This is a genomic window from Henriciella litoralis, from assembly GCF_002088935.1.
Taxonomy (GTDB): domain Bacteria; phylum Pseudomonadota; class Alphaproteobacteria; order Caulobacterales; family Hyphomonadaceae; genus Henriciella; species Henriciella litoralis.
The window spans coordinates 329,959-350,284 of sequence record NZ_NCSS01000006.1; the positions used below are offsets into that span (position 1 = coordinate 329,959).

Here is a 20,326-nt window from a genome sequence, read left to right on the forward strand (position 1 = left end):
AGCGCCATGAGTGCATTCATTCAGGAACATGGACTGCTGTTTGGCTGGCTGACCGTTATTGGTCAGATCCTGCTGTTCACGATTGTCCTGCTACTGTCTCTAGCATTCCTGCTGCTTATGGACCGGAAGGTCTGGGCCGCTGTGATGATGCGCAAAGGCCCGAACGTTGTTGGACCGTGGGGGCTGATGCAGAGCTTTGCCGACTTCGGGAAGTTCCTGCTCAAGGAAATTATTATACCGGCAGGCGCGAACAAGACCGTGTTCCTGCTCGCTCCAATCCTTTCCTTGACGCTCGCATTTGCAGCCTGGGCCGTTATTCCAGTCGCGCCGGGCTGGGTCATATCTGACCTCAATGTCGGTATCCTTTATCTGTTCGCTGTCTCGTCGCTTGGTGTCTATGGCATCATCATGGGCGGCTGGGCCTCGAACTCGAAATATCCGTTCCTCGGCTCGCTTCGGTCAGCCGCGCAGATGGTGTCCTATGAAGTCTCTATCGGCTTCATCATCATCACAGTCATTCTGCTGGTCGGCTCGATGAACCTGTCGGATATTGCAAATAACCAGTCGGGTGGTTTCTGGACCTGGCATTTGTTCAGCTTCAATCACATCCTGATGTTTCCAGTGATGGTTGTGATGTTCGTGATGTTCTTCATCTCGGCACTGGCAGAAACGAACCGGCCACCATTTGACCTTCCCGAGGCTGAATCGGAACTCGTCGCTGGCTATCAGGTGGAGTACTCCTCAACGCCTTATCTGCTCTTCATGATCGGTGAATATCTCAACATCGTTCTGATGTGTTCGATGATGACGCTGCTCTTCCTTGGCGGCTGGCATGGTCCCATTCCTTTCGGAGAGGACTTCGTTGCCAATTTCCCGACCTGGCTGGTCAATCTCGGCCATGTTGCCTGGTTTATGGCGAAGACCGTTTTCTTCTTCTTCCTTTTCGCGCTGGTGAAGGCGGTCGTCCCACGTTACCGCTATGACCAGCTGATGCGCCTCGGCTGGAAAATCTTCCTTCCAACATCGCTTGGGGCCGTCATCATCGTTGCCGGCTATGTTGTTTACGCTGGAGTGCAATCATGAGCCTTGTGCAAACCCTCCGCGGCGCCTTGCTGACCGACTTTTTCGGAGCGTTCGGATTGGGCATCCGCGAGATGTTCCGGCGGAAAGCGACGAACAATTACCCGTTCGAGAAAAATCCGCTAAGCCCGCGTTTCCGCGGCGAGCATGCGCTTCGCCGGTATCCGAACGGCGAAGAGCGTTGCATCGCCTGCAAACTGTGCGAAGCAATCTGTCCCGCGCAAGCCATCACGATTGAGGCTGAACCGCGCGAAGATGGATCGCGCCGGACGACCAGATACGACATCGACATGGTGAAATGCATCTATTGCGGTTTCTGCCAGGAAGCCTGCCCGGTCGATGCGATTGTCGAGGGACCGAATTTTGAATTCGCGACCGAGACCCGCGAAGAACTCTACTACGATAAGGACCGACTGCTTGCGAATGGTGATCGCTGGGAACGGCTGATTGCGCGCAACCTTGAACTCGATGCGCCATACCGCTAGGGCGGGGCGCTTTTTGGATTAACGACGGGCTTGCCGTCATCTATGGACTGGGGCTGAACCGGTGGAACTCATCGCCTTCTACATATTAGCCGCGATCGTAACATTCTCGGCGATTGCCGTGATTGCGGCAAAGAACCCGGTGCACTCGGTGCTCTGGCTGATTCTCGCCTTCTTCACCTCGGCGGGACTTCTCGTTCTGATTGGTGCTGAATTCCTCGCGATGCTTCTGGTTGTCGTATACGTTGGCGCTGTCGCGGTCTTGTTCCTGTTCGTCGTGATGATGCTGGATGTTGACTTTGTTGAGCTAAAACAGGGCTTTTTGAGCTATCTTCCATTTGGCGCGCTTATGGGCATTGCCTTTATTGCCGAAATTGCGCTGGCGACGTTCGCGCGCGGCGGTGAGGGCAACAATTTCAATCCTTATCCGGGCGCTGAGACGAATGCTGAAGCGATCGGGCAGGTCATGTACACCGAGTATCTTCTGCTGTTTCAAATGTCGGGCCTTGTACTACTGGTCGCGATGATTGGCGCAATTGTGCTTACGCTGCGCCACAAGCCTCACGTCAAACGCCAGAATATCGCGAAGCAAACGCAACGTACGCGCGGCGATGCCACTCGGATGGTTGACGTCAAATCGGGCGAGGGACTTTAGGTCATGGATATTACGATCAACCATTTCCTTGCGGTATCTGCCGTCCTGTTCACAACCGGCGTCGTGGGCATTTTCGTCAATCGCAAGAACATCATTGTGATCCTGATGGCGATCGAATTGATCCTGCTCTCGGTCAATTTGAACCTTGTTGCGTTTTCGGTCTTCTCCGGAACGATCGCAGGACAGGTTTTTGCGATGCTCGTGCTGACTGTCGCGGCCGCTGAGGCTGCAGTAGGGCTGGCCATTCTGGTCGTTTACTTCCGTAATCGCGGCGACATCGCCGTCGAAAACGTCGATCTGATGAAGGGTTAGTGACAGACATGCTACCTGACTACGCACTCCTTTTCATCGTTCTGGCACCCGGCCTCGCGGCGCTCGTGGCTGGCTTGTTCCAGAAGTACATCACAGACCGCGGGTCGATGATCATCACGACCGCGACGGTCGGCCTTGCGGGCATTCTCTCCGTAATACAGCTCTTCACGTTTGCTTTCGGTGGCCATGAAGCCGCTACTGGCGACCATGGCGAAGCGGTCCATCATGCGAGCGCGCACATCATCACCCTGATGACCTGGATGGATGTTGGCCAGTTCCAGGCTGACTGGGCCATTCGCGTCGATGCCATGTCGATTGTGATGATGGCCGTTATCACGGGCGTCTCTGGCCTCGTGCACCTCTATTCCTGGGGCTATATGAGCGAGGATCCGCACCGGGCCCGCTTCTTCTCCTATCTCTCGCTCTTCACCTTCATGATGCTGATGCTGGTGACGGCGGACAATTTCATCCAGCTCTTCTTCGGCTGGGAAGGCGTGGGGCTGGCCTCATATCTTCTGATTGGCTTCTGGTACACGAAAGACGCGCCAAACAGCGCGGCGATCAAAGCGTTCGTGACCAACCGGGTAGGGGATTTCGGTCTGGCGCTCGGTATCATGGCGGTGTTCGTTGTGTTCGGCTCAGTTGAATTCGAACCGGTCCTCAGTGCGATCCGTGAAAACGCGACGGTCACGCCATTGGCGCTTGCCGGTGAAGCTCCGATCCGGGATCTGGTGCTGCCGTTCATGGCGTGGGATGTGCGTGCGTTGGATCTGATCGGTATCCTATTGTTCATCGGTGCGATGGGTAAATCAGCGCAGTTCTTCCTGCACGTCTGGCTGCCGGATGCGATGGAAGGCCCAACACCTGTATCTGCGCTCATTCACGCGGCAACCATGGTGACGGCCGGCGTCTATCTCGTCTGTCTGGTGTCTCCGATTTACGAATATGCGCCGATTGCAGCAGCTATGGTGACGCTAATTGGCGCCGTTACTGCGCTCTATGCTGCCACGGTTGGTCTTGCCCAAAACGACATCAAACGCGTGATTGCTTACTCGACCTGTTCGCAACTGGGCTACATGTTCTTCGCTGCCGGCATTGGCGCCTACCAGGCCGCCATGTTCCACCTGTTCACGCACGCCTTCTTCAAGGCATTGCTGTTCCTCGGCGCTGGCTCGGTCATTCACGGAATGCATCATGAGCAAGACATGCGCCGCATGGGCGGCGTCGCGAAATATATGCCGCTGACCTATGGCGCTATGATGATCGGGACAATTGCGATTATCGGCCTTGGCGTGCCGCACACGCAGCTTGGTTTCGCTGGCTTCTTCTCAAAGGACGCGATCATCGAGACCGCTTTTGCTGCGGGCGAACAGGGCATCACATTCGCGCAACTGGCTTTCTGGTTCGGCATTCTCGCCGCGCTACTCACAAGCTTCTATTCCTGGCGCCTCATCTACATGACGTTCCACGGACCTCGTGAAGATAGCATTCCGCCTGAAACCCACGAAGTCGACAGCCACGCTGATGATCATCTGGCTGATGATGCGCATGGTCATCACGACCATCATGAAGACCCGCATGAGTCCCCATGGGTGATGTTGGTACCTCTTGGCCTGTTGTCGCTCGGTGCGATTTTTGCCGGTTTCGTCTTCTATGACTCCTTTGTGGGGCACCATCAGAAAGAGTTCTGGAATGGTGCAATCTATTCTGCGGAAGCCAACACGCTGCTGAAAGACAAGTACAACATCCCGGGATGGGTGTTCTGGGCGCCGCTGTTCGTCACAGTAACAGGCTTCCTGATTGCGACGTTCACCTATCTTTTCAATCGTGGCTTCGGTGCCAGGATTGCGAAGTCCGGAGGTCCACTGCACAGCCTGTTCGAGAACAAGTGGTATTTTGACGAAATCTACAACGCCACGATCATTCGCTGGACTCGTGTGCTGGGTGACTTCTTCTGGAAAACAGGTGACAAGAAAATCATCGATGGCCTCGGGCCGGATGGCGTGACGTCGCTCGTTCAGTGGGGGTCGCGACGTCTTTCGGCGATGCACACTGGCTATCTCTATCACTATGCATTCGTGATCATCGGCGCTGCGCTCGTCTTTGGCGCTGTGATCTTCTGGCGCGTCGGAGGCGCGGGCTAATGGGCAATTTCCCTATTCTGACAGCGGTCACATTCCTGCCGCTCGCAGGTGCCGTGCTGATTATGCTGGTGCGCGCCATGACGGGCAGCCAGGAAAGCGATGTCGCCAGCGGCAACAAGGCGCTGATGGCGGGCCTGATCTTTTCGGTTGCCACATTCCTGGCGTCTCTCGTCATGCTTGCGAGCTTCGATATCGGCGCGCCGGGATATCAGTTGGTTGAGGAAGTCAGCTGGTTTCATGGTGTGCAGTACAAGCTCGGCATCGACGGCATGTCGCTCTTGCTCATCCTGCTGACGACGCTGCTTACACCCATCAGCCTGATTGCTTCCTTTGGGTCAGTCAAAACGCGGCTGACTGAATACACGGTGGCATTTCTCGTTCTTGAGACGTTCATGATCGGCGTTTTCTGCGCGCTGGATCTTGTCGTGTTCTACGTGTTCTTTGAAGCTGGCCTCATTCCGATGTTCATTATCATCGGTGTCTGGGGCGGTGCAGACCGGATCTACGCATCCTACAAATTCTTCCTGTACACCTTGCTGGGCTCGCTCTTCATGCTCGCAGCCGTTGTCTTCATGTACCTGCAGGCTGGGACGTCAGACATTACGGTACTTGAGACATTCGCCTTTGCACCAGAAGTCCAGACCTGGCTGTGGTTGGCGTTCTTTGCGTCCTTCGCGGTCAAACTTCCCATGTGGCCCGTCCATACATGGCTACCGGACGCGCACGTCCAGGCGCCGACGGCTGGTTCCGTTATTCTGGCGGGTATCCTTCTGAAGATGGGCGGATACGGCTTTCTGCGCTTCTCATTGCCAATGTTCCCCGATGCCAGCGAAATGTTTCAGCCAATGATGTTTGCGCTATCGGTGATTGCGATTGTTTACGCATCGCTCGTTGCGTTCCGTCAGACGGACATGAAAAAGCTCATCGCATACTCCTCGATTGCGCATATGGGCTTTGTCACGCTCGGCATCTTCTCGTTCACCGAAGTCGGCGTGCAAGGCGCCATCTTCCAGATGATCTCGCACGGGCTCATCTCGGCCGCGCTCTTCCTTATTGTGGGGGTCGTCTATGACCGTACCCATACCCGTGAAATTGCGGCCTATGGTGGCCTTGTGAACAAGATGCCAATCTATGCGGCCATCTTCATGCTGTTCGCCATGGCCAATGTCGGCCTGCCGGGGACCAGTGGGTTCGTCGGGGAGATCCTGACGATGACCGGTACTTTCCAGGCATCGACCTGGGCGGCAGCAGGCGCCGCACTGGGCGTCATTTTCTCAGCGGTTTACATGCTTACGCTTTATCGGCGGACAGTGTTCGGCGAGGTGACAAATCCAGCGCTTGAAGCCATTCAGGATGTCAGCGTCAAAGAGCTCGTCACGCTCGTTCCGCTGATTATCGGCACCATTCTGCTGGGTATCGCACCCAATATCGTTTTCAACATCACGCGCGAGACGAGTCTTCGCGCGCTCCAGATGATCACCGGAGGTTAGTCGCCAATGTTAAATATTGAGGCGATGATTGCGGCGATCGGGCCGGAGATGCTTCTGGCCCTCGCGGGCTTGGTTGGCGTGCTGCTCGGTGCCGTTTTCGGCAAAAAATTTAACGCATTGTCGTTCAAACTTGGTGCGGCCACGCTAGTCGTGGCAGCAGCCATTGTCCTTTTGAACTGGTCAGGCGGCGAAGCTTTCAACGGTCTGGTGTCGACCAGCCCATTCGTCAATTTTGCCAAGATTGTCAGTTTCCTGGCCGGCGCCGTGACCTTGCTCATGGGCGAGAACTTTCTGGCGCGCCATGGGACGATCCGATACGAGTACCCGCTACTTGTCGTATTCGCGTCACTCGGCATGGGCATCATTCTGTCGGCGTCGAACCTGATGACGCTCTATATGGGCATCGAGACGCTGAGCCTGTCGTCCTACGTATTGGCGGCTTTCCACCGCGACTCGGCCCGTTCAGCTGAGGCCGGTCTCAAATATTTCGTACTTGGCGCATTGGCGTCAGGCATCCTTCTTTATGGTATTTCGCTCGTCTACGGCTTTACCGGTTCGACCGCCTACGCAGATATTGCAAATGCTGAAAGCGGGATCGGCCTCCTGTTTGGTATGGTCCTGATGATTTCAGGCATGGCGTTCAAGGTGTCCGCAGCGCCGATGCACGTCTGGACGCCCGACGTCTATGAGGGCGCACCTAGCCCTGTCGTCGCCTTCTTTGCGACAGCGCCGAAAATGGCCAGCATGATTGTGTTTGCAAATCTCATGTACACGGCATTTCCGAGCGTCTTTGAAGACTGGCAGATGATCATCGCAATCATCGCGACACTATCGATGCTGGTCGGTGCCTTTGGGGCGCTTGTTCAGAAGAACCTCAAGCGTCTGCTTGGCTATTCCTCGATCGCGAATATGGGGTATGCGCTGATTGCTGTTGCGGCGGGTGCTGAGTATGGCGCGGCTGCGCTGCTCGTCTTCATGACGACCTACGTCGTTGCATCAATTGGCTTGTTCGGTGGTGTCCTGTCGATGCGCCGCGAAGGTGGCATGGTCGAGAATATCGATGAGCTGGCTGGCCTGGTTCGCCGGCGCACCGGTCTAGCGATTGCTTTGACCATTCTTGTGATCTCTGTTGCTGGCTTTCCGCTCGCTGTCGGTTTCCTCGGCAAGCTGGTGGTCTTCGAGGCAGGTTGGAATGCTGGGCTGCTTCCGCTCCTCATCGTGCTGGTGCTTAGCTCTGTGATCGCCTTTGGTTATTACTTGCGTATCATCCTGGTGATGTGGGTGCGTGAGCCTGCTGAGCGCTTCCAGCCGATCGACAAAACGGTCTCTGCCGCGGTCTATCTTTCAGCAATTCTCTGTATCGTGCTGTTTATCTTCATCTCTCCATTCATGGATTGGGCAGCCGCTGCGGCATCCGGGCTTATTCAGTGACACCAGACACCTCTGTCTACTGGCACGATGAGGTCGACAGCACCAATGAACAGGCAAAACGGCTCGCCCAATCGGGTGATTACGGGCCTCGTTGGATCGCTGCGCATAAACAGACTGCGGGCAGGGGACGGCTTGGACGTTCCTGGGTTTCGCCAACGGGAAATCTCTACGTAACGGCGCTGTTTGTCGAACCGTCCGGGATCTCGACTGCGACGCGATATCCGTTTGCAGCTGGGCTCGCCATCATTGATGCCTGCAAGGTCTTTCTCCCGGCGGTGCGCGCCGAATTGAAATGGCCGAATGACGTTAGAGTGGACGGGGCCAAACTTTGCGGAATTCTGGTTGAAGCTGGCACTATACGTCCCGCAAATTCAGCCTGGGTCGCCGTCGGCATGGGGATCAACATTCAAAGCTCGCCGGAAAACGCTGGCCAGTCGGCAACAAGCCTTTGTGAGCTGGGCGCCAATCCAGCCCTCGATGCTCAGACGTTTTTGCAGGCTTTGATCGCGACCTTTGAAAGACGGACACGTCAGGCCCGCGAAAATTTTTCCAGCCTTCTGAAAGACTGGGAACAAGCCGCCGAAGGCCTCGGCAAGATGGTTAGTGTCGGAAAAGACCCTGACAAAATCCATGGCCGCTTCAAAGGACTGGCGAGCGATGGCGCGCTGGTTCTTGAGTTGGCTGATGGCACCAGTCACACGGTTCGAGCCGGAGATGTAGAGCTTATCAGGGAGATCAGCGACGATGCTGCTCGCAATTGACGTCGGCAATACCAATACGGTTTTTGCCCTGCACGATGGTGAAGATTGGGTCGCGATGTGGCGGAGCGCGACAGACTCGCGGCGAACTGCGGATGATCACATCGTCTGGCTGGGGCCGTTGATGGACATGCGTAAGGTGTCAGTGAATGACGTAAGCGCGTGCGTGATCTCATGTGTTGTCCCCCAAGCGCTTTTCAATTTCAGAAATCTGGCCCGGCGATACTTTGCTGTTGAGCCGCTTGTCGTGGGTGAGCCTGACGTCGAGCTTGGTGTTCCCATCCGCATCCAGAGACCGGAACAGGTGGGCGCGGACAGGCTTGTTGCCGCGATAGGCGCGCACATCGCGTATCCTGGCGCCTTGATCGTGATTGATAGCGGCACTGCAACCACACTCGATGTTGTGGGGCCGGACGGTGGCTTCGAAGGCGGCATCATCAGCCCCGGCATCAATCTGTCGATGCGCGCCTTGCATGATGCGGCCGCCCAATTGCCACGCATCGCTATCCAGAAACCGGAACGCATCATTGGCGATTCAACTGTTGCCGCGATGCAGACAGGCGTCTTCTGGGGATATATCGATTTGATAGACGGTCTCGTGAGGCGCGTGAAAGAAGAGTATGCGCAGCCGATGACCGTGATCGCCACGGGCGGTGTCGCCTCGCTCTTTGAAGGCGCTAGCGCGACGATCGACCATTACGACCAGACGCTCATGGAGTCTGGGTTGCTGGAAATATACCGGCGCAACAAGAAAGCTTTGAATGGCAAATAAGGATACACCCGAACTCGTCTTTCTACCGCTTGGCGGCTGTGGCGAAATCGGAATGAATCTCAACGCTTACGGGTATGGTCCTTCCCATGCCCGAAAATGGATACTGGTCGACGTTGGGGTCACGTTTGGTGATCATACGACGCCCGGCATTGATCTCATTTGCCCGGACCCGGAATTCATCGCTGAACATGCAGATGACATCGAAGCGATTTTTCTGACGCATGCCCATGAAGACCATATCGGCGCTGTGGGGCTCTTGTGGCCACGGTTGAGAGCTCCCCTATATGCGACGCCGTTTACCGCGCACCTCGTGGCCGGCAAGCTTGCCGAGCGCGGTCTCAAACATGTGGATGTGAATGTCATTCCCATCGGTGGAGCGGTCGAAGCCGGACCATTCCATGTCCGGTACATGACGCTGACCCATTCCATTCCGGAGCCTAATGCGCTTGCGATTACCACGCCGGCCGGTGTCATCCTTCACACCGGCGACTGGAAGATTGATCCCGATCCGTTGATCGGGGACAGCGTCGATATTGAAGGTCTGACAAAGCTTGGAGACGAAGGTGTCCTCGCCATGGTGTGCGATAGCACCAACGTTTTTGTTGATGGCGAGAGCGGCTCAGAAGCAACGGTTCGAAAGAACTTGATCGAACTTATCGGGTCGCTTGAGGGCCGCGTCGCCGTTGCAACCTTTGCTTCGAATGTCGCGCGCGTATCCACGGTTATAGAGGCCGCCCGCTTGGCCGGACGAAGTGTTTGTCTAGCAGGGCGCAGCATGCACAAGATTGTCGATGCGGCGGTCCAGACAGGTGTGCTGAAGGATTTGCCAGACCTGGTTGATGAAGCGGATGCCGGTAGTTTTCCTTCCGACAAGATCCTTTACCTTTGCACGGGCAGTCAGGGCGAAGAGCGCGCAGCGCTTGGCCGTATTGCCAGCGGATCGCATCGCCATATCGTGCTTGGCGAGGGTGATACGGTCGTGTTTTCCTCGCGTGTTATTCCCGGCAATGAGAAGGGCATATTTGATATGCAAAATGCCCTGGCGGAAAAGGGCGTTCGTATCATCACTGACCGCATGTCGCCAAAAACGATACATGTATCAGGGCATCCCGCGCGCGATGAGCTGAAGCAAATGTATCAATGGGTGAGGCCGCGCATCTCGGTCCCGGTCCACGGTGAGCGTCGGCATATCATGGAGCATGCAATCTTTGCGAAATCCATGCAGGTGCCCGAGGCTGTTACGCCGCGAAATGGAGACCTTATCCGTCTCGCGCCCGGGCGCGCCGAGGTAATTGATGTGGTTCCAAACGGCCGTCTTCATCTGGATGGCTCACGTCTGGTGCCAGCTGATTCTGCCGGGCTCAGAGAGCGTATTGCGATATCGAAATTTGGCTATGCGACGGCCAGTATTTCGTTCGATGAATCCGGCTCAATTGCTGACGGCCCATATTTGTCCGTTCGTGGCCTTTCGGAGCTTGATGGCAGTCTGGCTGACGAGTCCGTGGATATCCTCGAAGAAGCTTGCGAAGAAGCAATAGACGGTTTGTCGCGCCGCAAGCGCCTTGACGACAATGCCGTAGAAGCGGTTCTGGTGAGAGCAATAAGAAAGTCCTGCGAGCGCGAGTTTGGGCGCAAACCGCTCGTGGATATAACAATCATGAGAGTGTGAGGACGCCATGTCGAAAGAATTCAAACTCGGACCCCTGAACCATGTCGGCGTTGCCGTGCCGTCTTTGCCAGACGCAATCGATACCTATCGGACACTGTATGGCGCAACGGACATTACCGAGCCATTCGACATGGAAGCCCAGGGCGTGAAGGTCTGCTTCGTCAACTTGCCAAACAGCCAGATCGAGTTGATCGAGCCGTTGAGCGAGGCCAGCCCGATCTGGAATTTCATTCAGAAAAATCCAAAAGGCGGCCAGCACCACGTCTGTTTCGAAGTTGATGATATCAATGAAGCGGTCGACGTCATGAAAACACGTGGCGCCACCGTACTTGGCGAGCCGCGCATTGGCGCTCACGGCACGCCAATCGTCTTTGTGCATCCAAAAAATTCAAACGGTGTGCTTGTTGAGCTAATGGAGACCCCGAAGGGCGATCACTAATGAACCTCGTCGGCGGCATCGTTATCTTTCTTATATCCTGGTGGATCTGCCTGCTTGTCGTTCTGCCCATCGGCGTGCGTGGCCAGTTTGAAGACGGGGAAGTGACCGATGGCAGCGAAGAAGGTGCGCCCGTATCCCACATGATGCCGAAGAAGATCTTGTGGGCCACGATTGGCGCTGTCCTTTGCACGGTTCTTGCCGGATTGGTTGTAGTGCCGCTCATCCGCGTCTACGGCGGCCACATCTAGGCTGAGCCTGGATCATGATCGGATAACAGCGCATGCTTGCATGCGCGCTCTAGCCAATCTTCAAATCTCACAATAACACAGGCTTCAAATCAGCCGTTCGAGAGATGACGCGCCCATGCGACTTTCAAAATTCTTCTTGCCCGTGTCCAAGGATGTTCCTGCTGACGCGGCCATCGTTTCGCATCAATTGATGTTGCGCACCGGAATGGTGCGTCAGAACGGAGCGGGCATCTATTCCTGGCTGCCTTTGGGCTTCCGGGTTCTTCAAAAGATCGAACAGATCGTTCGCGAAGAGATGAACCGCGCGGGCGCCATCGAAATGCTGATGCCCACCATCCAGCAGGCCGAGCTCTGGCAGGAGAGCGGACGCTATGATGATTACGGCAAAGAGATGCTGCGGATCACGGACCGGCATGACCGCGAGATGCTCTTCGGCCCGACAAATGAAGAGCTGATCACCGACGTCTTCCGCTCCTACGTGAAAAGCTACAAGGCGCTGCCACTCAATCTCTATCACACGCAGTGGAAGTTCCGGGACGAGATTCGCCCGCGCTTTGGCGTGATGCGCGGGCGCGAATTCCTGATGAAGGACGCGTATTCGTTCGATCTGACAGAAGACGATGCGCGCAAAAGCTATCGGAAAATGTTCTGTGCCTACCTCAATGCATTTGAGCGGATGGGGCTGACCGCAATTCCGATGCAGGCTGACACCGGACCAATCGGCGGTGACCTCAGTCACGAATTTATTGTGCTTGCCGAGACAGGCGAAAGCGCCGTGTTCTGTGACAAGGCACTTCTGGATATGCCCGCACCCGGCCTCGATCTTGATTTTGAGGGTGACCTGACCGCGGAAGTGGAAAAACGCACCTCTTACTATGCGGCGACCGAAGAGATGATCGACGAGGCTGAGTTTGCGAAGGTCCCCGAAGATCGTCAGGTTTCGGCACGCGGTATCGAAGTCGGGCACATCTTCTTTTTCGGAACGAAATATTCCAAGGCGATGAATGCAACCGTGCAGACAGCGGATGGTGAGAATCTGCCGGTTCAGATGGGCAGCTACGGGATTGGCGTTTCGCGTCTGGTCGGCGGCATCATCGAAGCCTGCCATGACGAGAATGGTATCGTCTGGCCTGCAGCTGTTTCGCCTTTCGATGTTGGCCTGATCTCCATGCGGCCAAAGGATGAAACAGTCTCGTCACACGCAGACGCCGCCTACGCTGAATTGGGCAAAGCCGGTTTCGATGTGCTGTACGATGAGACGGACGAACGTCCGGGCTCCAAATTCAATCGCATGGACCTGATTGGACTGCCTTGGCAGATCGTCATCGGGCCGCGCGGTATCGACGCTGGTGTGGTGGAGCTCAAGAATCGCAAATCGGGCGAGAAGACAGAGCTACCGTTGGCAAAGGCGATTGAGCGGATCAAGGCTGGCTAATGGCTAATCCTGCGCCTTTCAGTCAGGTCGAGCGCGCTCTTGCCTGGCGATACCTGCGCGCACGCCGTCAGCACGGCGGTGCCTCGCTTATTTCAATCATTTCCTTCTTCGGAATTATGCTCGCAGTCACTGCGCTCATCGTGATCATGTCTGTCATGGCCGGGTTTCGCTCGACCTTGCTGAACGCTTTGCTAGGCGGGCAAGGCCATGTTTTCGTGACGGTGAACGGCTATCCTGAAGGCGATGTGCAGGATCTCACTCAACAGATTATCGAGCTTGAGGGCATAAAAAGCGCGTCTCCGATCATTGAGCAGCAGGTTCTGGCGACCTCAGAATATGCTCGTACGGGGGCAATTGTTCGCGGTGTCCGGCCTGATGATCTCGACAATCTGCCATATCTCGCAAATGGAAAATCGACTGCTGATGCGGCTGGATTCAATGCGGGGCGAAACGGTGGTGATGTCGTCCTGATCGGCGCTTTCCTGGCATCTGACCTTGGCGTTGGGATTGGGGATAAGATCACGCTTATTGCGCCTGAAGGGGTGGCCGGTCCATTCGGGGTGACGCCTCGCAGCAAGGCCTATACGATAGGCGACACGTTCACGACTGGTAGTGTCGAACTGGACAAGCTCTATGTCCTGATGCCGATGCAGCAGGCGCAACTGTTCTTCAACAAGCGCGGCGAATATCAGCTAATCGATGTCCGCATCGACGAGCCGATGAAGTCTGAGCAAGCCGTTGCCCGTATTCGGGATGCGACCGGTAATATCTTTCCAATACAGGACTGGAAGCGCCAGCGCGCGTCCTACTTCAACGCACTCAACGTCGAGCGGGGCATGATGCGCATCATCATGCTGATCCTCATTACAATTACCGCTCTCAACATCATTACGGGCGTAGTCATGCTCGTGAAGAACAAGACCCGCGATATTGCGATCCTCCGGACGATTGGCGCAACACAAGGATCGGTGATGCGCATCTTCATCATGATTGGCGCAATCCTCGGTCTGGCTGGGGCCCTGATCGGCTTGGCTCTCGGTGTGCTGATCGTGTTGAACATTGGTGTCGTGGAGTCCTTCCTCAGCGCCATTCTCGGCCGCGATATCTTTGACGCTGAAGTCTATGGTCTTGATGGTTTGCCCGCCGAACTGGACTGGGGCGAGGCCGTATTCACAACGCTGTGGGCAATGAGCATGTCGATCCTCGTCACTATCTGGCCGGCCTGGAATGCGGCACGGCTCGACCCTGTTGATGCATTGAGGTTCGAATAATGAGCGCGCCCGTCCTCGAATTACGCGGCATCGTCCGAGAATACCGGTCAGGCCCGAACGTCCTGAAAGTGCTGGAAGAGGCTGACCTTGTCCTGAACAGGGGTGAGCTTGTTGGTCTGGTCGGCCCATCAGGCTCAGGCAAATCGACATTGCTTCATACGGCGGGCCTGCTGGAGCGCGCCGAGGGCGGCGAAGTGCTTCTGGATGGTGAGGGCGTGCTTAAGCTTTCCGATTCCGTTCGCACGCGGCTACGGCGTGAGAAGCTTGGCTTCGTCTATCAGTTTCATCACCTTCTGCCGGAATTCAACGCGTTAGATAACGTTGCCATGCCGCTTATGGTGAATGGTGTGAAACGGTCAGTGGCGCGCGAAAAGGCTTCAGTTCTGCTCAACGAAATGGGTCTTGCTGACCGTGCGACACACCAACCCGGACAGCTGTCTGGCGGTGAGCAACAACGCGTCGCGATTGCGCGTGCGCTGGTCAACGATCCGAGACTGGTGATTGCGGACGAGCCGACAGGTAATCTCGATCCGGCGACAACCGACAGGGTTTTTGCGAGCCTTATCAAGATCGCCCAGAGCGAAGGCGCTGCTGTCCTGATCGCTACCCATAACATGGCGCTTACGCGGCACATGGACCGTGTGCTGACCCTCAAGGACGGGAAACTCACAGACTTTACTGCATAGGCCCTTCGACTCAGTGGCTTGAACAGGCATACTCACTTTGTTCTCGCAGGAGTGTGTCTTTGTCCGATCAGCTTTTTATCCATCTGGCGGTCCGTACCAGCTTCTCGCTGCTGGAAAGCATGATCACGCCGAAAGATCTGAAGGCTTGGGCTGCGGACTATTTCGTCCCGGCTGTCGCCGTTACTGATCGAAATAATCTTTTTGGCGCGCTGGAAATCTCTGAAACCTTGGCGGGCGCTGGTGTTCAGCCGATCATGGCCTGCTGCTTTGACGTTACCGACGGGGCGCATCAGGAGTGGCTGACCCAGGTCTCACTCTATGCGCAGGACGAGCCGGGATATCGCCGACTGATGGAGCTATCGTCCCTGGCTTATCTCGAGGCTGAGGACGGGGTGCCACGGCTCAAACGCCAACATCTGTTCGAAAAGACCGACGGCCTTATCCTGCTCACAGGCGGGTCAAATGGCGAAGCGGCGCAATACATCCTTAAGGGCAAACAGGCTGAGGCCGAGGAGACGCTTTCGGCATTCGCTACGGCGTATCCGGGCCGTTGTTATGTAGAGCTCACGCGCCACGGCTTGCCGGATGAAGCCAATAGCGAACAGGGCCTCATTGAAGCGGCTTACAAGCTTAATCTTCCATTGGTTGCAACGCACGACGCGCGGTTTCTGAAGCCTGAAGATGCAAATGCTCATGATGCCATGATGTGTATCGCGAACGGTCAATATCTCGGGCAGGACGACCGCAAGCGGGTGTCGCCAGAGCAGTACCTCAAGACATCGGCTCAGATGGTGGAGCTTTTCGAGGATATTCCCGAGGCTGTCGCCAACACAGTCGAAATCGCCAAACGCTGCGCCATACGTGCGCGCAAGCACGATCCGATCCTGCCAAACTTCGGGGATGGCTCGCGGTCAGAATTTGACGAATTGCGCGTTCAGGCTGAGGCCGGCCTCGAAAAACGTCTCGCTGAGGTGCCGCAGCTATATGCGCCGCGCGAAACTTATATTGAGCGGCTCAATTACGAGCTCGGCATCATCAAGAAGATGGGGTTCCCGGGCTACTTTCTGATCGTTGCTGACTTTATCAAATGGGCCAAAGAGCAGGGTATCCCCGTTGGGCCGGGTCGTGGGTCCGGCGCTGGCTCGCTCGTCGCATGGGTGCTGACCATTACCGATCTGGATCCGCTCCGCTTCGATCTTCTGTTTGAGCGCTTCCTCAACCCGGAACGTGTGTCGATGCCCGATTTTGACATCGACTTCTGCCAGGAGCGGCGAGGTGAGGTCATCCGCTACGTTCGCGACAAATATGGCGCTGACAGCGTCGCGATGATTATCACCTTCGGTACGCTGCAGGCGAAGGCTGTGGTTCGCGATGTCGGCCGCGTGATGCAGATGCCTTACGGACAAGTAGACCGACTTGCCAAGCTCATCCCGTTCAATCCGGCCAATCCGCCGAAGCTTCAGGAAGCTATCGACGACGAACCGAAGTTCCAGGACGAGATTGAGCAGGATCCACGCGTCGGCGAACTTTTGGAGACTGCGCTTTCGCTGGAAGGGCTGTATCGAAACGCCGGTACGCACGCCGCAGGTGTCGTTATCGGCGATCGGCCACTGACCCAGCTCGTTCCGCTTTACAACGATCCAAGATCTGACCTGCCAGCCACCCAGTTCAACATGAAGTGGGCCGAAGCTGGTGGTCTGGTGAAGTTCGACTTCCTTGGCCTAAAAACGCTGACCGTGATTGATCGGGCGCTCAAATTTATTCGGCGCGATGGCCGCGATGTCGGGCCGGAATGGGATAGTCTCGACGACGAAGCCACATATGAGCTTATGGCGAGTGGCAATACGCTCGGCGTGTTCCAGCTCGAAGGGCAGGGCATGCGCGACACGCTGCGCAAGGTCCGTCCCGGCAATCTGGAAGATGTCATCGCGATCATCTCGCTCTATCGCCCGGGCCCGATGGATAACATTCCAACCTATGTCGCTGGGAAGGAAGACCCAAAGAACGTAAGCTATCAACACCCTGACCTCGAGCCCATTCTGGAAGCGACCTATGGCGTGCCTGTCTATCAGGAGCAGGTCATGCGGATGGCGCAAGAGATTGCCGGCTACTCTCTCGGTGAAGCTGACCTCTTGCGGCGCGCGATGGGTAAGAAAAAAGTCGAGGAAATGGTGGCTCAGCGCGAGCGGTTCTTGCGCGGCGCCAAGGAGCTAAAAGGGATCGATGCGCCGCTTGCGAACGACATCTTCGATACGATGGAAAAGTTTGCCGGCTACGGCTTCAACAAATCCCACGCGGCGGCCTACGCCTTGATCGGGTATCAGACCGCCTATCTGAAGCAACACTTCCCTGTTGAGTTTCTCGCAGCTTCCATGAGCCTAGATCTGCACAACACTGACAAGCTCGCTGCCTTTGTTCAGGAAGCCAAGCGTCTGAAGATTTCGGTCATTCAGCCGGATGTGAACCGATCCACGGCGGACTTTGACGTTGAAGATGGTGCGCTCGTTTATGCACTCGGCGCCCTTAAAGGCGTTGGGCTTGAGGCAATGCGACACCTTCAGGCTGAGCGAACGGATAAGGGCCGGTTCGAAAACCTGCATGACTTTGCCGAGCGCGTTGATCCGAAGTCCGTGAACAAGAAATGCATGGAGCAGCTGGCGCGCGCTGGCGGCTTTGATGCGCTTGAGCCCAACCGGGCGACCGCTCTTGCGTCTGCACACCTGCTCGCGGCCACGGCTGTTTCGGCAGCAGAGGACCGTGCAGGCGGGCAGGGGGGACTGTTCGGTGAAGCCGAACCGGCGATCCGCGCAACCTTGCCTCAGGTCTCGCCGTGGAACGGCCAGGAAAAGCTGGACCAGGAATTTGCGGCCATTGGCTTCTATTTGAGCGGTCATCCATTGGATGACGTTCTCGAGAGTCTCGAAGAGGGCCGCATTACACTTTCGAGCAGCATCGGGGACGTTGCTGTGGATGGCCGGCCTCTTGAGCTGATTGGTGTCGTGCGCCGACGTGTAGAGAAGATGTCGAGGTCAGGCGGCAAGTTTGCGTTCCTCACCCTTTCCGACCCGACTGGTGAGGTCGAGCTTATGGTGATGCCGGAAGTGCTCGAGAATTTCAGGGATTTGATGTCACCCGGCAACAGCGTCTGGATGACTGTCAATGTGCGACGCCAGGACGAAGAGATCCGCCTGTCGGCGAAGCAGGTAAAGCCCATTGAAAAGGCCCGCATTGGCAAGAAGGCCAAAGCCCTGATCGTGAAGCTTTCGCGTGGGGCCAATTTCGAACAGTTGGCGAGTGTGGCCGAAAAGCTTGTCGATGCGCCTGGCGCCGATCGCGGTGAAATCTATCTCGATCTTGAGCTTGAAGACGGTAGAACCGTCTCAATGAAACTGCCCAAGACCTATGCCACCGGGTTGGAGGCGCTTCGCGCGCTCAAGATGGCATCCGGCGTGACGCGCGTTGATACCCGCGCTGCCTGACAAGGGCGGTTGCGCAAACGCGCGAAATTTGTATAAGCCAGCCCCATAACCCCCGATGCGCAAGCTATCCGGTGTTGGTCTCTATGGTTTGAGCCCAATAACGCTTGTGCCGGTCAACCGGAAAAGGAAAATTAGATATGGCAGTGCCAGAATTCACCATGCGTCAGCTGCTCGAAGCGGGCGTGCACTTTGGTCACCAAACCCACCGTTGGAACCCAAAAATGAAGCCGTACATCTACGGCGATCGTGCGGGCATCCACATCATGGACCTGTCGAAGACGGTTCCACTGCTTCATCAAGCTCTTGTGCAAGTTCGCGATGCTGTTGCCAAAGGCGGCCGTGTGCTGTTCGTCGGCACCAAGCGTCAGGCCTCGCAGCCCGTTGCTGAAGCTGCACAGCGTTGCGCACAGTACTACATGAATCACCGTTGGCTCGGCGGCACGCTGACCAACTGGACCACTGTTTCGAAGTCGATCAAGCGTCTTCGCGAGCTCGACGAAGTGCTCAGCGACAAGGATAGCTCTGGTCTGACCAAGAAAGAGCTGCTCAACATCGAGCGTGAGCGCGACAAACTCGAGCGCGCCCTTGGCGGTATCGCCAGCATGGGTGGTCTTCCAAGCCTTATGTTTGTCATCGACACGAACAAGGAGTCCATCGCGATCAAGGAAGCCAAGAAACTTGGTATTCCGGTGATCGCGGTTATCGATACCAACTGCGACCCTGACGATGTCGATTTCCCGTTCCCGGGCAATGACGACGCAGCACGTTCGATCTCGCTTTACTGCAATCTGATTGCTGATGCGGTTATCGATGGTCTTGCTGAATCGTCCGCCGGACTGGATCTGGACCTTGGCGAATCTGAGGATGTCGACGCGCTGGCTGCTGCTGATGTGGCTGCTGCCGACGCTGCTGAAGCCGCTGCTACGGCAGAAACAGACACCAGCTCAGACGAAGAAAAAGCTAAAACCGACAGCTAATAGCTGAACCAAAACTCAATCTGGAAGGATCATTGAGATGGCACAGATTACAGCCGCTCTGGTCAAGGACCTGCGCGATCGTACCGGCGCAGGCATGATGGACGCAAAGAAAGCGCTCGTTGAAAACGACGGCGACACCGAAGCCGCAATTGATTGGCTCCGCGCCAAAGGTCTTTCAAAGGCCGCCAAGAAGTCCGGCCGTACCGCTGCGGACGGGCTTGTTGCTGCCGTACGTTCCGACGATGGCAAGACCGGTGCGCTGGTCGAGCTGAACGCTGAAACTGATTTCGTTGCTCGCAACGAGAAGTTCCAGTCCGCCCTTCGTGAGATCGCAGCAGAAGCTCTGAAGACAGATGGTTCGCTGGAAGCTCTTCAGAATGCACCTGCGCCTTCTGGCGAGGGTTCGGTCACCGACATGATCACGGCTTTGGTCGCGACGGTCGGCGAGAACATGACGCTGCGCCGTACGGCGAAACTGTCTGCGCCAAATGGCCAAGTCGCTTCGTACATTCACAGTGCAGAAGCTCCGGACATGGGCAAGATCGGCGTGCTTGTTGCGCTCGAAGGCGCCGATGCCGAGAAACTTGCTGATGCAGGCCGCAAGGTTGCCATGCACGTTGCGGCGACCAGCCCAGCGTCTGCAACCACTGATGACCTTGATCCAGAACTGGTCGAGCGTGAGCGTCAAGTGCTGACCGATCAGGCCCGTGAAAGCGGCAAGCCTGACAATGTCATCGAGAAAATGATCGAAGGCCGAATCAAGAAGTTCTACAAGGAAGTGGTGCTCGTTGAGCAGCCTTTCGTGATGAACCCTGATCAGACCGTTGGTCAGTTCATTGAAGAGCAGGGCGCAACGCTGGTTGGCTTTGTTCGCTTCACGCTTGGTGAAGGCATTGAGAAAGATGCAGACGACTTCGCAGCAGAAGTCGCTTCGATGACGTCAAAGTCCTAGGACGACATAATTGCTTCCAAAGGTACCCGGCTGCCCATGACAGGCA

At 56.2% G+C, this 20,326-nt stretch carries 18 protein-coding genes; all 18 read left to right on the forward strand.

Annotated elements, in window-relative coordinates; all coding sequences use genetic code 11:
- The first annotated feature begins 6 nt into the window (after positions 1-6).
- Positions 7-1,083 carry an NADH-quinone oxidoreductase subunit NuoH gene (nuoH, locus tag B8783_RS05295; RefSeq protein WP_084418793.1) on the forward strand — a complete coding sequence of 359 codons (1,077 nt, stop codon included), beginning with the start codon at positions 7-9 and terminating at the stop codon, positions 1,081-1,083.
- Positions 1,080-1,565, forward strand: a complete 486-nt coding sequence (nuoI, locus tag B8783_RS05300; RefSeq protein ID WP_084418794.1) for an NADH-quinone oxidoreductase subunit NuoI — start codon at positions 1,080-1,082, stop codon at positions 1,563-1,565. Before nuoH ends, nuoI begins: the two co-directional genes overlap by 4 nt.
- A gap of 61 nt (positions 1,566-1,626) precedes the next feature.
- On the forward strand, positions 1,627-2,217 hold the full coding sequence (locus B8783_RS05305; protein WP_084418796.1) for an NADH-quinone oxidoreductase subunit J: 591 nt from the start codon (positions 1,627-1,629) through the stop codon (positions 2,215-2,217).
- Positions 2,218-2,220: 3 nt separating this feature from the next.
- Positions 2,221-2,529 carry an NADH-quinone oxidoreductase subunit NuoK gene (nuoK, locus tag B8783_RS05310; RefSeq protein ID WP_084418798.1) on the forward strand — a complete coding sequence of 103 codons (309 nt, stop codon included), beginning with the start codon at positions 2,221-2,223 and terminating at the stop codon, positions 2,527-2,529.
- An 8-nt stretch (positions 2,530-2,537) separates the two neighbouring features.
- Complete coding sequence (gene nuoL, locus B8783_RS05315; protein ID WP_084421912.1) at positions 2,538-4,673, forward strand: NADH-quinone oxidoreductase subunit L; 2,136 nt, start codon at positions 2,538-2,540, stop codon at positions 4,671-4,673.
- Positions 4,673-6,163, forward strand: coding sequence for an NADH-quinone oxidoreductase subunit M (locus B8783_RS05320; protein ID WP_084418800.1), 1,491 nt, complete (start codon positions 4,673-4,675; stop codon positions 6,161-6,163). Before nuoL ends, B8783_RS05320 begins: the two co-directional genes overlap by 1 nt.
- Before the next feature lie 6 nt (positions 6,164-6,169).
- Positions 6,170-7,594, forward strand: coding sequence for an NADH-quinone oxidoreductase subunit NuoN (gene nuoN, locus B8783_RS05325; protein ID WP_084418802.1), 1,425 nt, complete (start codon positions 6,170-6,172; stop codon positions 7,592-7,594).
- Entirely contained in the window at positions 7,591-8,355 is a 765-nt protein-coding gene (locus B8783_RS05330) for a biotin--[acetyl-CoA-carboxylase] ligase (RefSeq protein ID WP_169711706.1), read from the forward strand. Before nuoN ends, B8783_RS05330 begins: the two co-directional genes overlap by 4 nt.
- On the forward strand, positions 8,339-9,124 hold the full coding sequence (locus B8783_RS05335) for a type III pantothenate kinase (protein WP_084418806.1): 786 nt from the start codon (positions 8,339-8,341) through the stop codon (positions 9,122-9,124). Before B8783_RS05330 ends, B8783_RS05335 begins: the two co-directional genes overlap by 17 nt.
- The gene (locus B8783_RS05340; RefSeq protein WP_084418808.1) at positions 9,114-10,793 is read left to right on the forward strand and encodes a ribonuclease J; all 1,680 of its coding nucleotides are present in this window, start codon (positions 9,114-9,116) and stop codon (positions 10,791-10,793) included. The genes B8783_RS05335 and B8783_RS05340 overlap by 11 nt, the downstream gene beginning before the upstream one ends.
- A 7-nt stretch (positions 10,794-10,800) precedes the next feature.
- Entirely contained in the window at positions 10,801-11,232 is a 432-nt protein-coding gene (gene mce / locus B8783_RS05345) for a methylmalonyl-CoA epimerase (protein ID WP_084418810.1), read from the forward strand.
- The gene (locus B8783_RS05350; RefSeq protein WP_084418812.1) at positions 11,232-11,480 is read left to right on the forward strand and encodes a DUF1467 family protein; all 249 of its coding nucleotides are present in this window, start codon (positions 11,232-11,234) and stop codon (positions 11,478-11,480) included. Before mce ends, B8783_RS05350 begins: the two co-directional genes overlap by 1 nt.
- Positions 11,481-11,595: 115 nt before the next feature.
- Positions 11,596-12,915 (forward strand): proline--tRNA ligase, encoded by a 1,320-nt coding sequence (proS, locus tag B8783_RS05355; RefSeq protein WP_084418814.1) that lies wholly within the window; start codon positions 11,596-11,598, stop codon positions 12,913-12,915.
- Entirely contained in the window at positions 12,915-14,186 is a 1,272-nt protein-coding gene (locus B8783_RS05360; protein WP_084418816.1) for a lipoprotein-releasing ABC transporter permease subunit, read from the forward strand. Before proS ends, B8783_RS05360 begins: the two co-directional genes overlap by 1 nt.
- Complete coding sequence (locus tag B8783_RS05365) at positions 14,186-14,872, forward strand: ABC transporter ATP-binding protein (protein WP_084418818.1); 687 nt, start codon at positions 14,186-14,188, stop codon at positions 14,870-14,872. Before B8783_RS05360 ends, B8783_RS05365 begins: the two co-directional genes overlap by 1 nt.
- A gap of 59 nt (positions 14,873-14,931) precedes the next feature.
- Positions 14,932-18,351, forward strand: coding sequence for a DNA polymerase III subunit alpha (gene dnaE, locus B8783_RS05370; RefSeq protein WP_084418820.1), 3,420 nt, complete (start codon positions 14,932-14,934; stop codon positions 18,349-18,351).
- Positions 18,352-18,488: 137 nt separating this feature from the next.
- Complete coding sequence (gene rpsB, locus B8783_RS05375; RefSeq protein ID WP_084418822.1) at positions 18,489-19,328, forward strand: 30S ribosomal protein S2; 840 nt, start codon at positions 18,489-18,491, stop codon at positions 19,326-19,328.
- 37 nt (positions 19,329-19,365) lie between these two features.
- Positions 19,366-20,280, forward strand: coding sequence for a translation elongation factor Ts (tsf, locus tag B8783_RS05380; RefSeq protein ID WP_084418824.1), 915 nt, complete (start codon positions 19,366-19,368; stop codon positions 20,278-20,280).
- The last annotated feature ends 46 nt before the right edge of the window (positions 20,281-20,326 follow it).

Bases quoted from the DNA above. Each gene is read 5' to 3' on its own strand.
- B8783_RS05365 (WP_084418818.1), top strand. From the start codon at position 14,186: ATGAGCGCGCCCGTCCTCGAATTACGCGGCATCGTCCGAGAATACCGG.
- B8783_RS05340 (WP_084418808.1), top strand. From the start codon at position 9,114: ATGGCAAATAAGGATACACCCGAACTCGTCTTTCTACCGCTTGGCGGC.
- nuoH (WP_084418793.1), top strand. From the start codon at position 7: ATGAGTGCATTCATTCAGGAACATGGACTGCTGTTTGGCTGGCTGACC.
- nuoI (WP_084418794.1), top strand. From the start codon at position 1,080: ATGAGCCTTGTGCAAACCCTCCGCGGCGCCTTGCTGACCGACTTTTTC.
- nuoN (WP_084418802.1), top strand. From the start codon at position 6,170: ATGTTAAATATTGAGGCGATGATTGCGGCGATCGGGCCGGAGATGCTT.
- proS (WP_084418814.1), top strand. From the start codon at position 11,596: ATGCGACTTTCAAAATTCTTCTTGCCCGTGTCCAAGGATGTTCCTGCT.
- B8783_RS05320 (WP_084418800.1), top strand. From the start codon at position 4,673: ATGGGCAATTTCCCTATTCTGACAGCGGTCACATTCCTGCCGCTCGCA.
- tsf (WP_084418824.1), top strand. From the start codon at position 19,366: ATGGCACAGATTACAGCCGCTCTGGTCAAGGACCTGCGCGATCGTACC.
- nuoL (WP_084421912.1), top strand. From the start codon at position 2,538: ATGCTACCTGACTACGCACTCCTTTTCATCGTTCTGGCACCCGGCCTC.
- B8783_RS05335 (WP_084418806.1), top strand. From the start codon at position 8,339: ATGCTGCTCGCAATTGACGTCGGCAATACCAATACGGTTTTTGCCCTG.
- nuoK (WP_084418798.1), top strand. From the start codon at position 2,221: ATGGATATTACGATCAACCATTTCCTTGCGGTATCTGCCGTCCTGTTC.
- rpsB (WP_084418822.1), top strand. From the start codon at position 18,489: ATGGCAGTGCCAGAATTCACCATGCGTCAGCTGCTCGAAGCGGGCGTG.
- mce (WP_084418810.1), top strand. From the start codon at position 10,801: ATGTCGAAAGAATTCAAACTCGGACCCCTGAACCATGTCGGCGTTGCC.
- B8783_RS05350 (WP_084418812.1), top strand. From the start codon at position 11,232: ATGAACCTCGTCGGCGGCATCGTTATCTTTCTTATATCCTGGTGGATC.
- B8783_RS05360 (WP_084418816.1), top strand. From the start codon at position 12,915: ATGGCTAATCCTGCGCCTTTCAGTCAGGTCGAGCGCGCTCTTGCCTGG.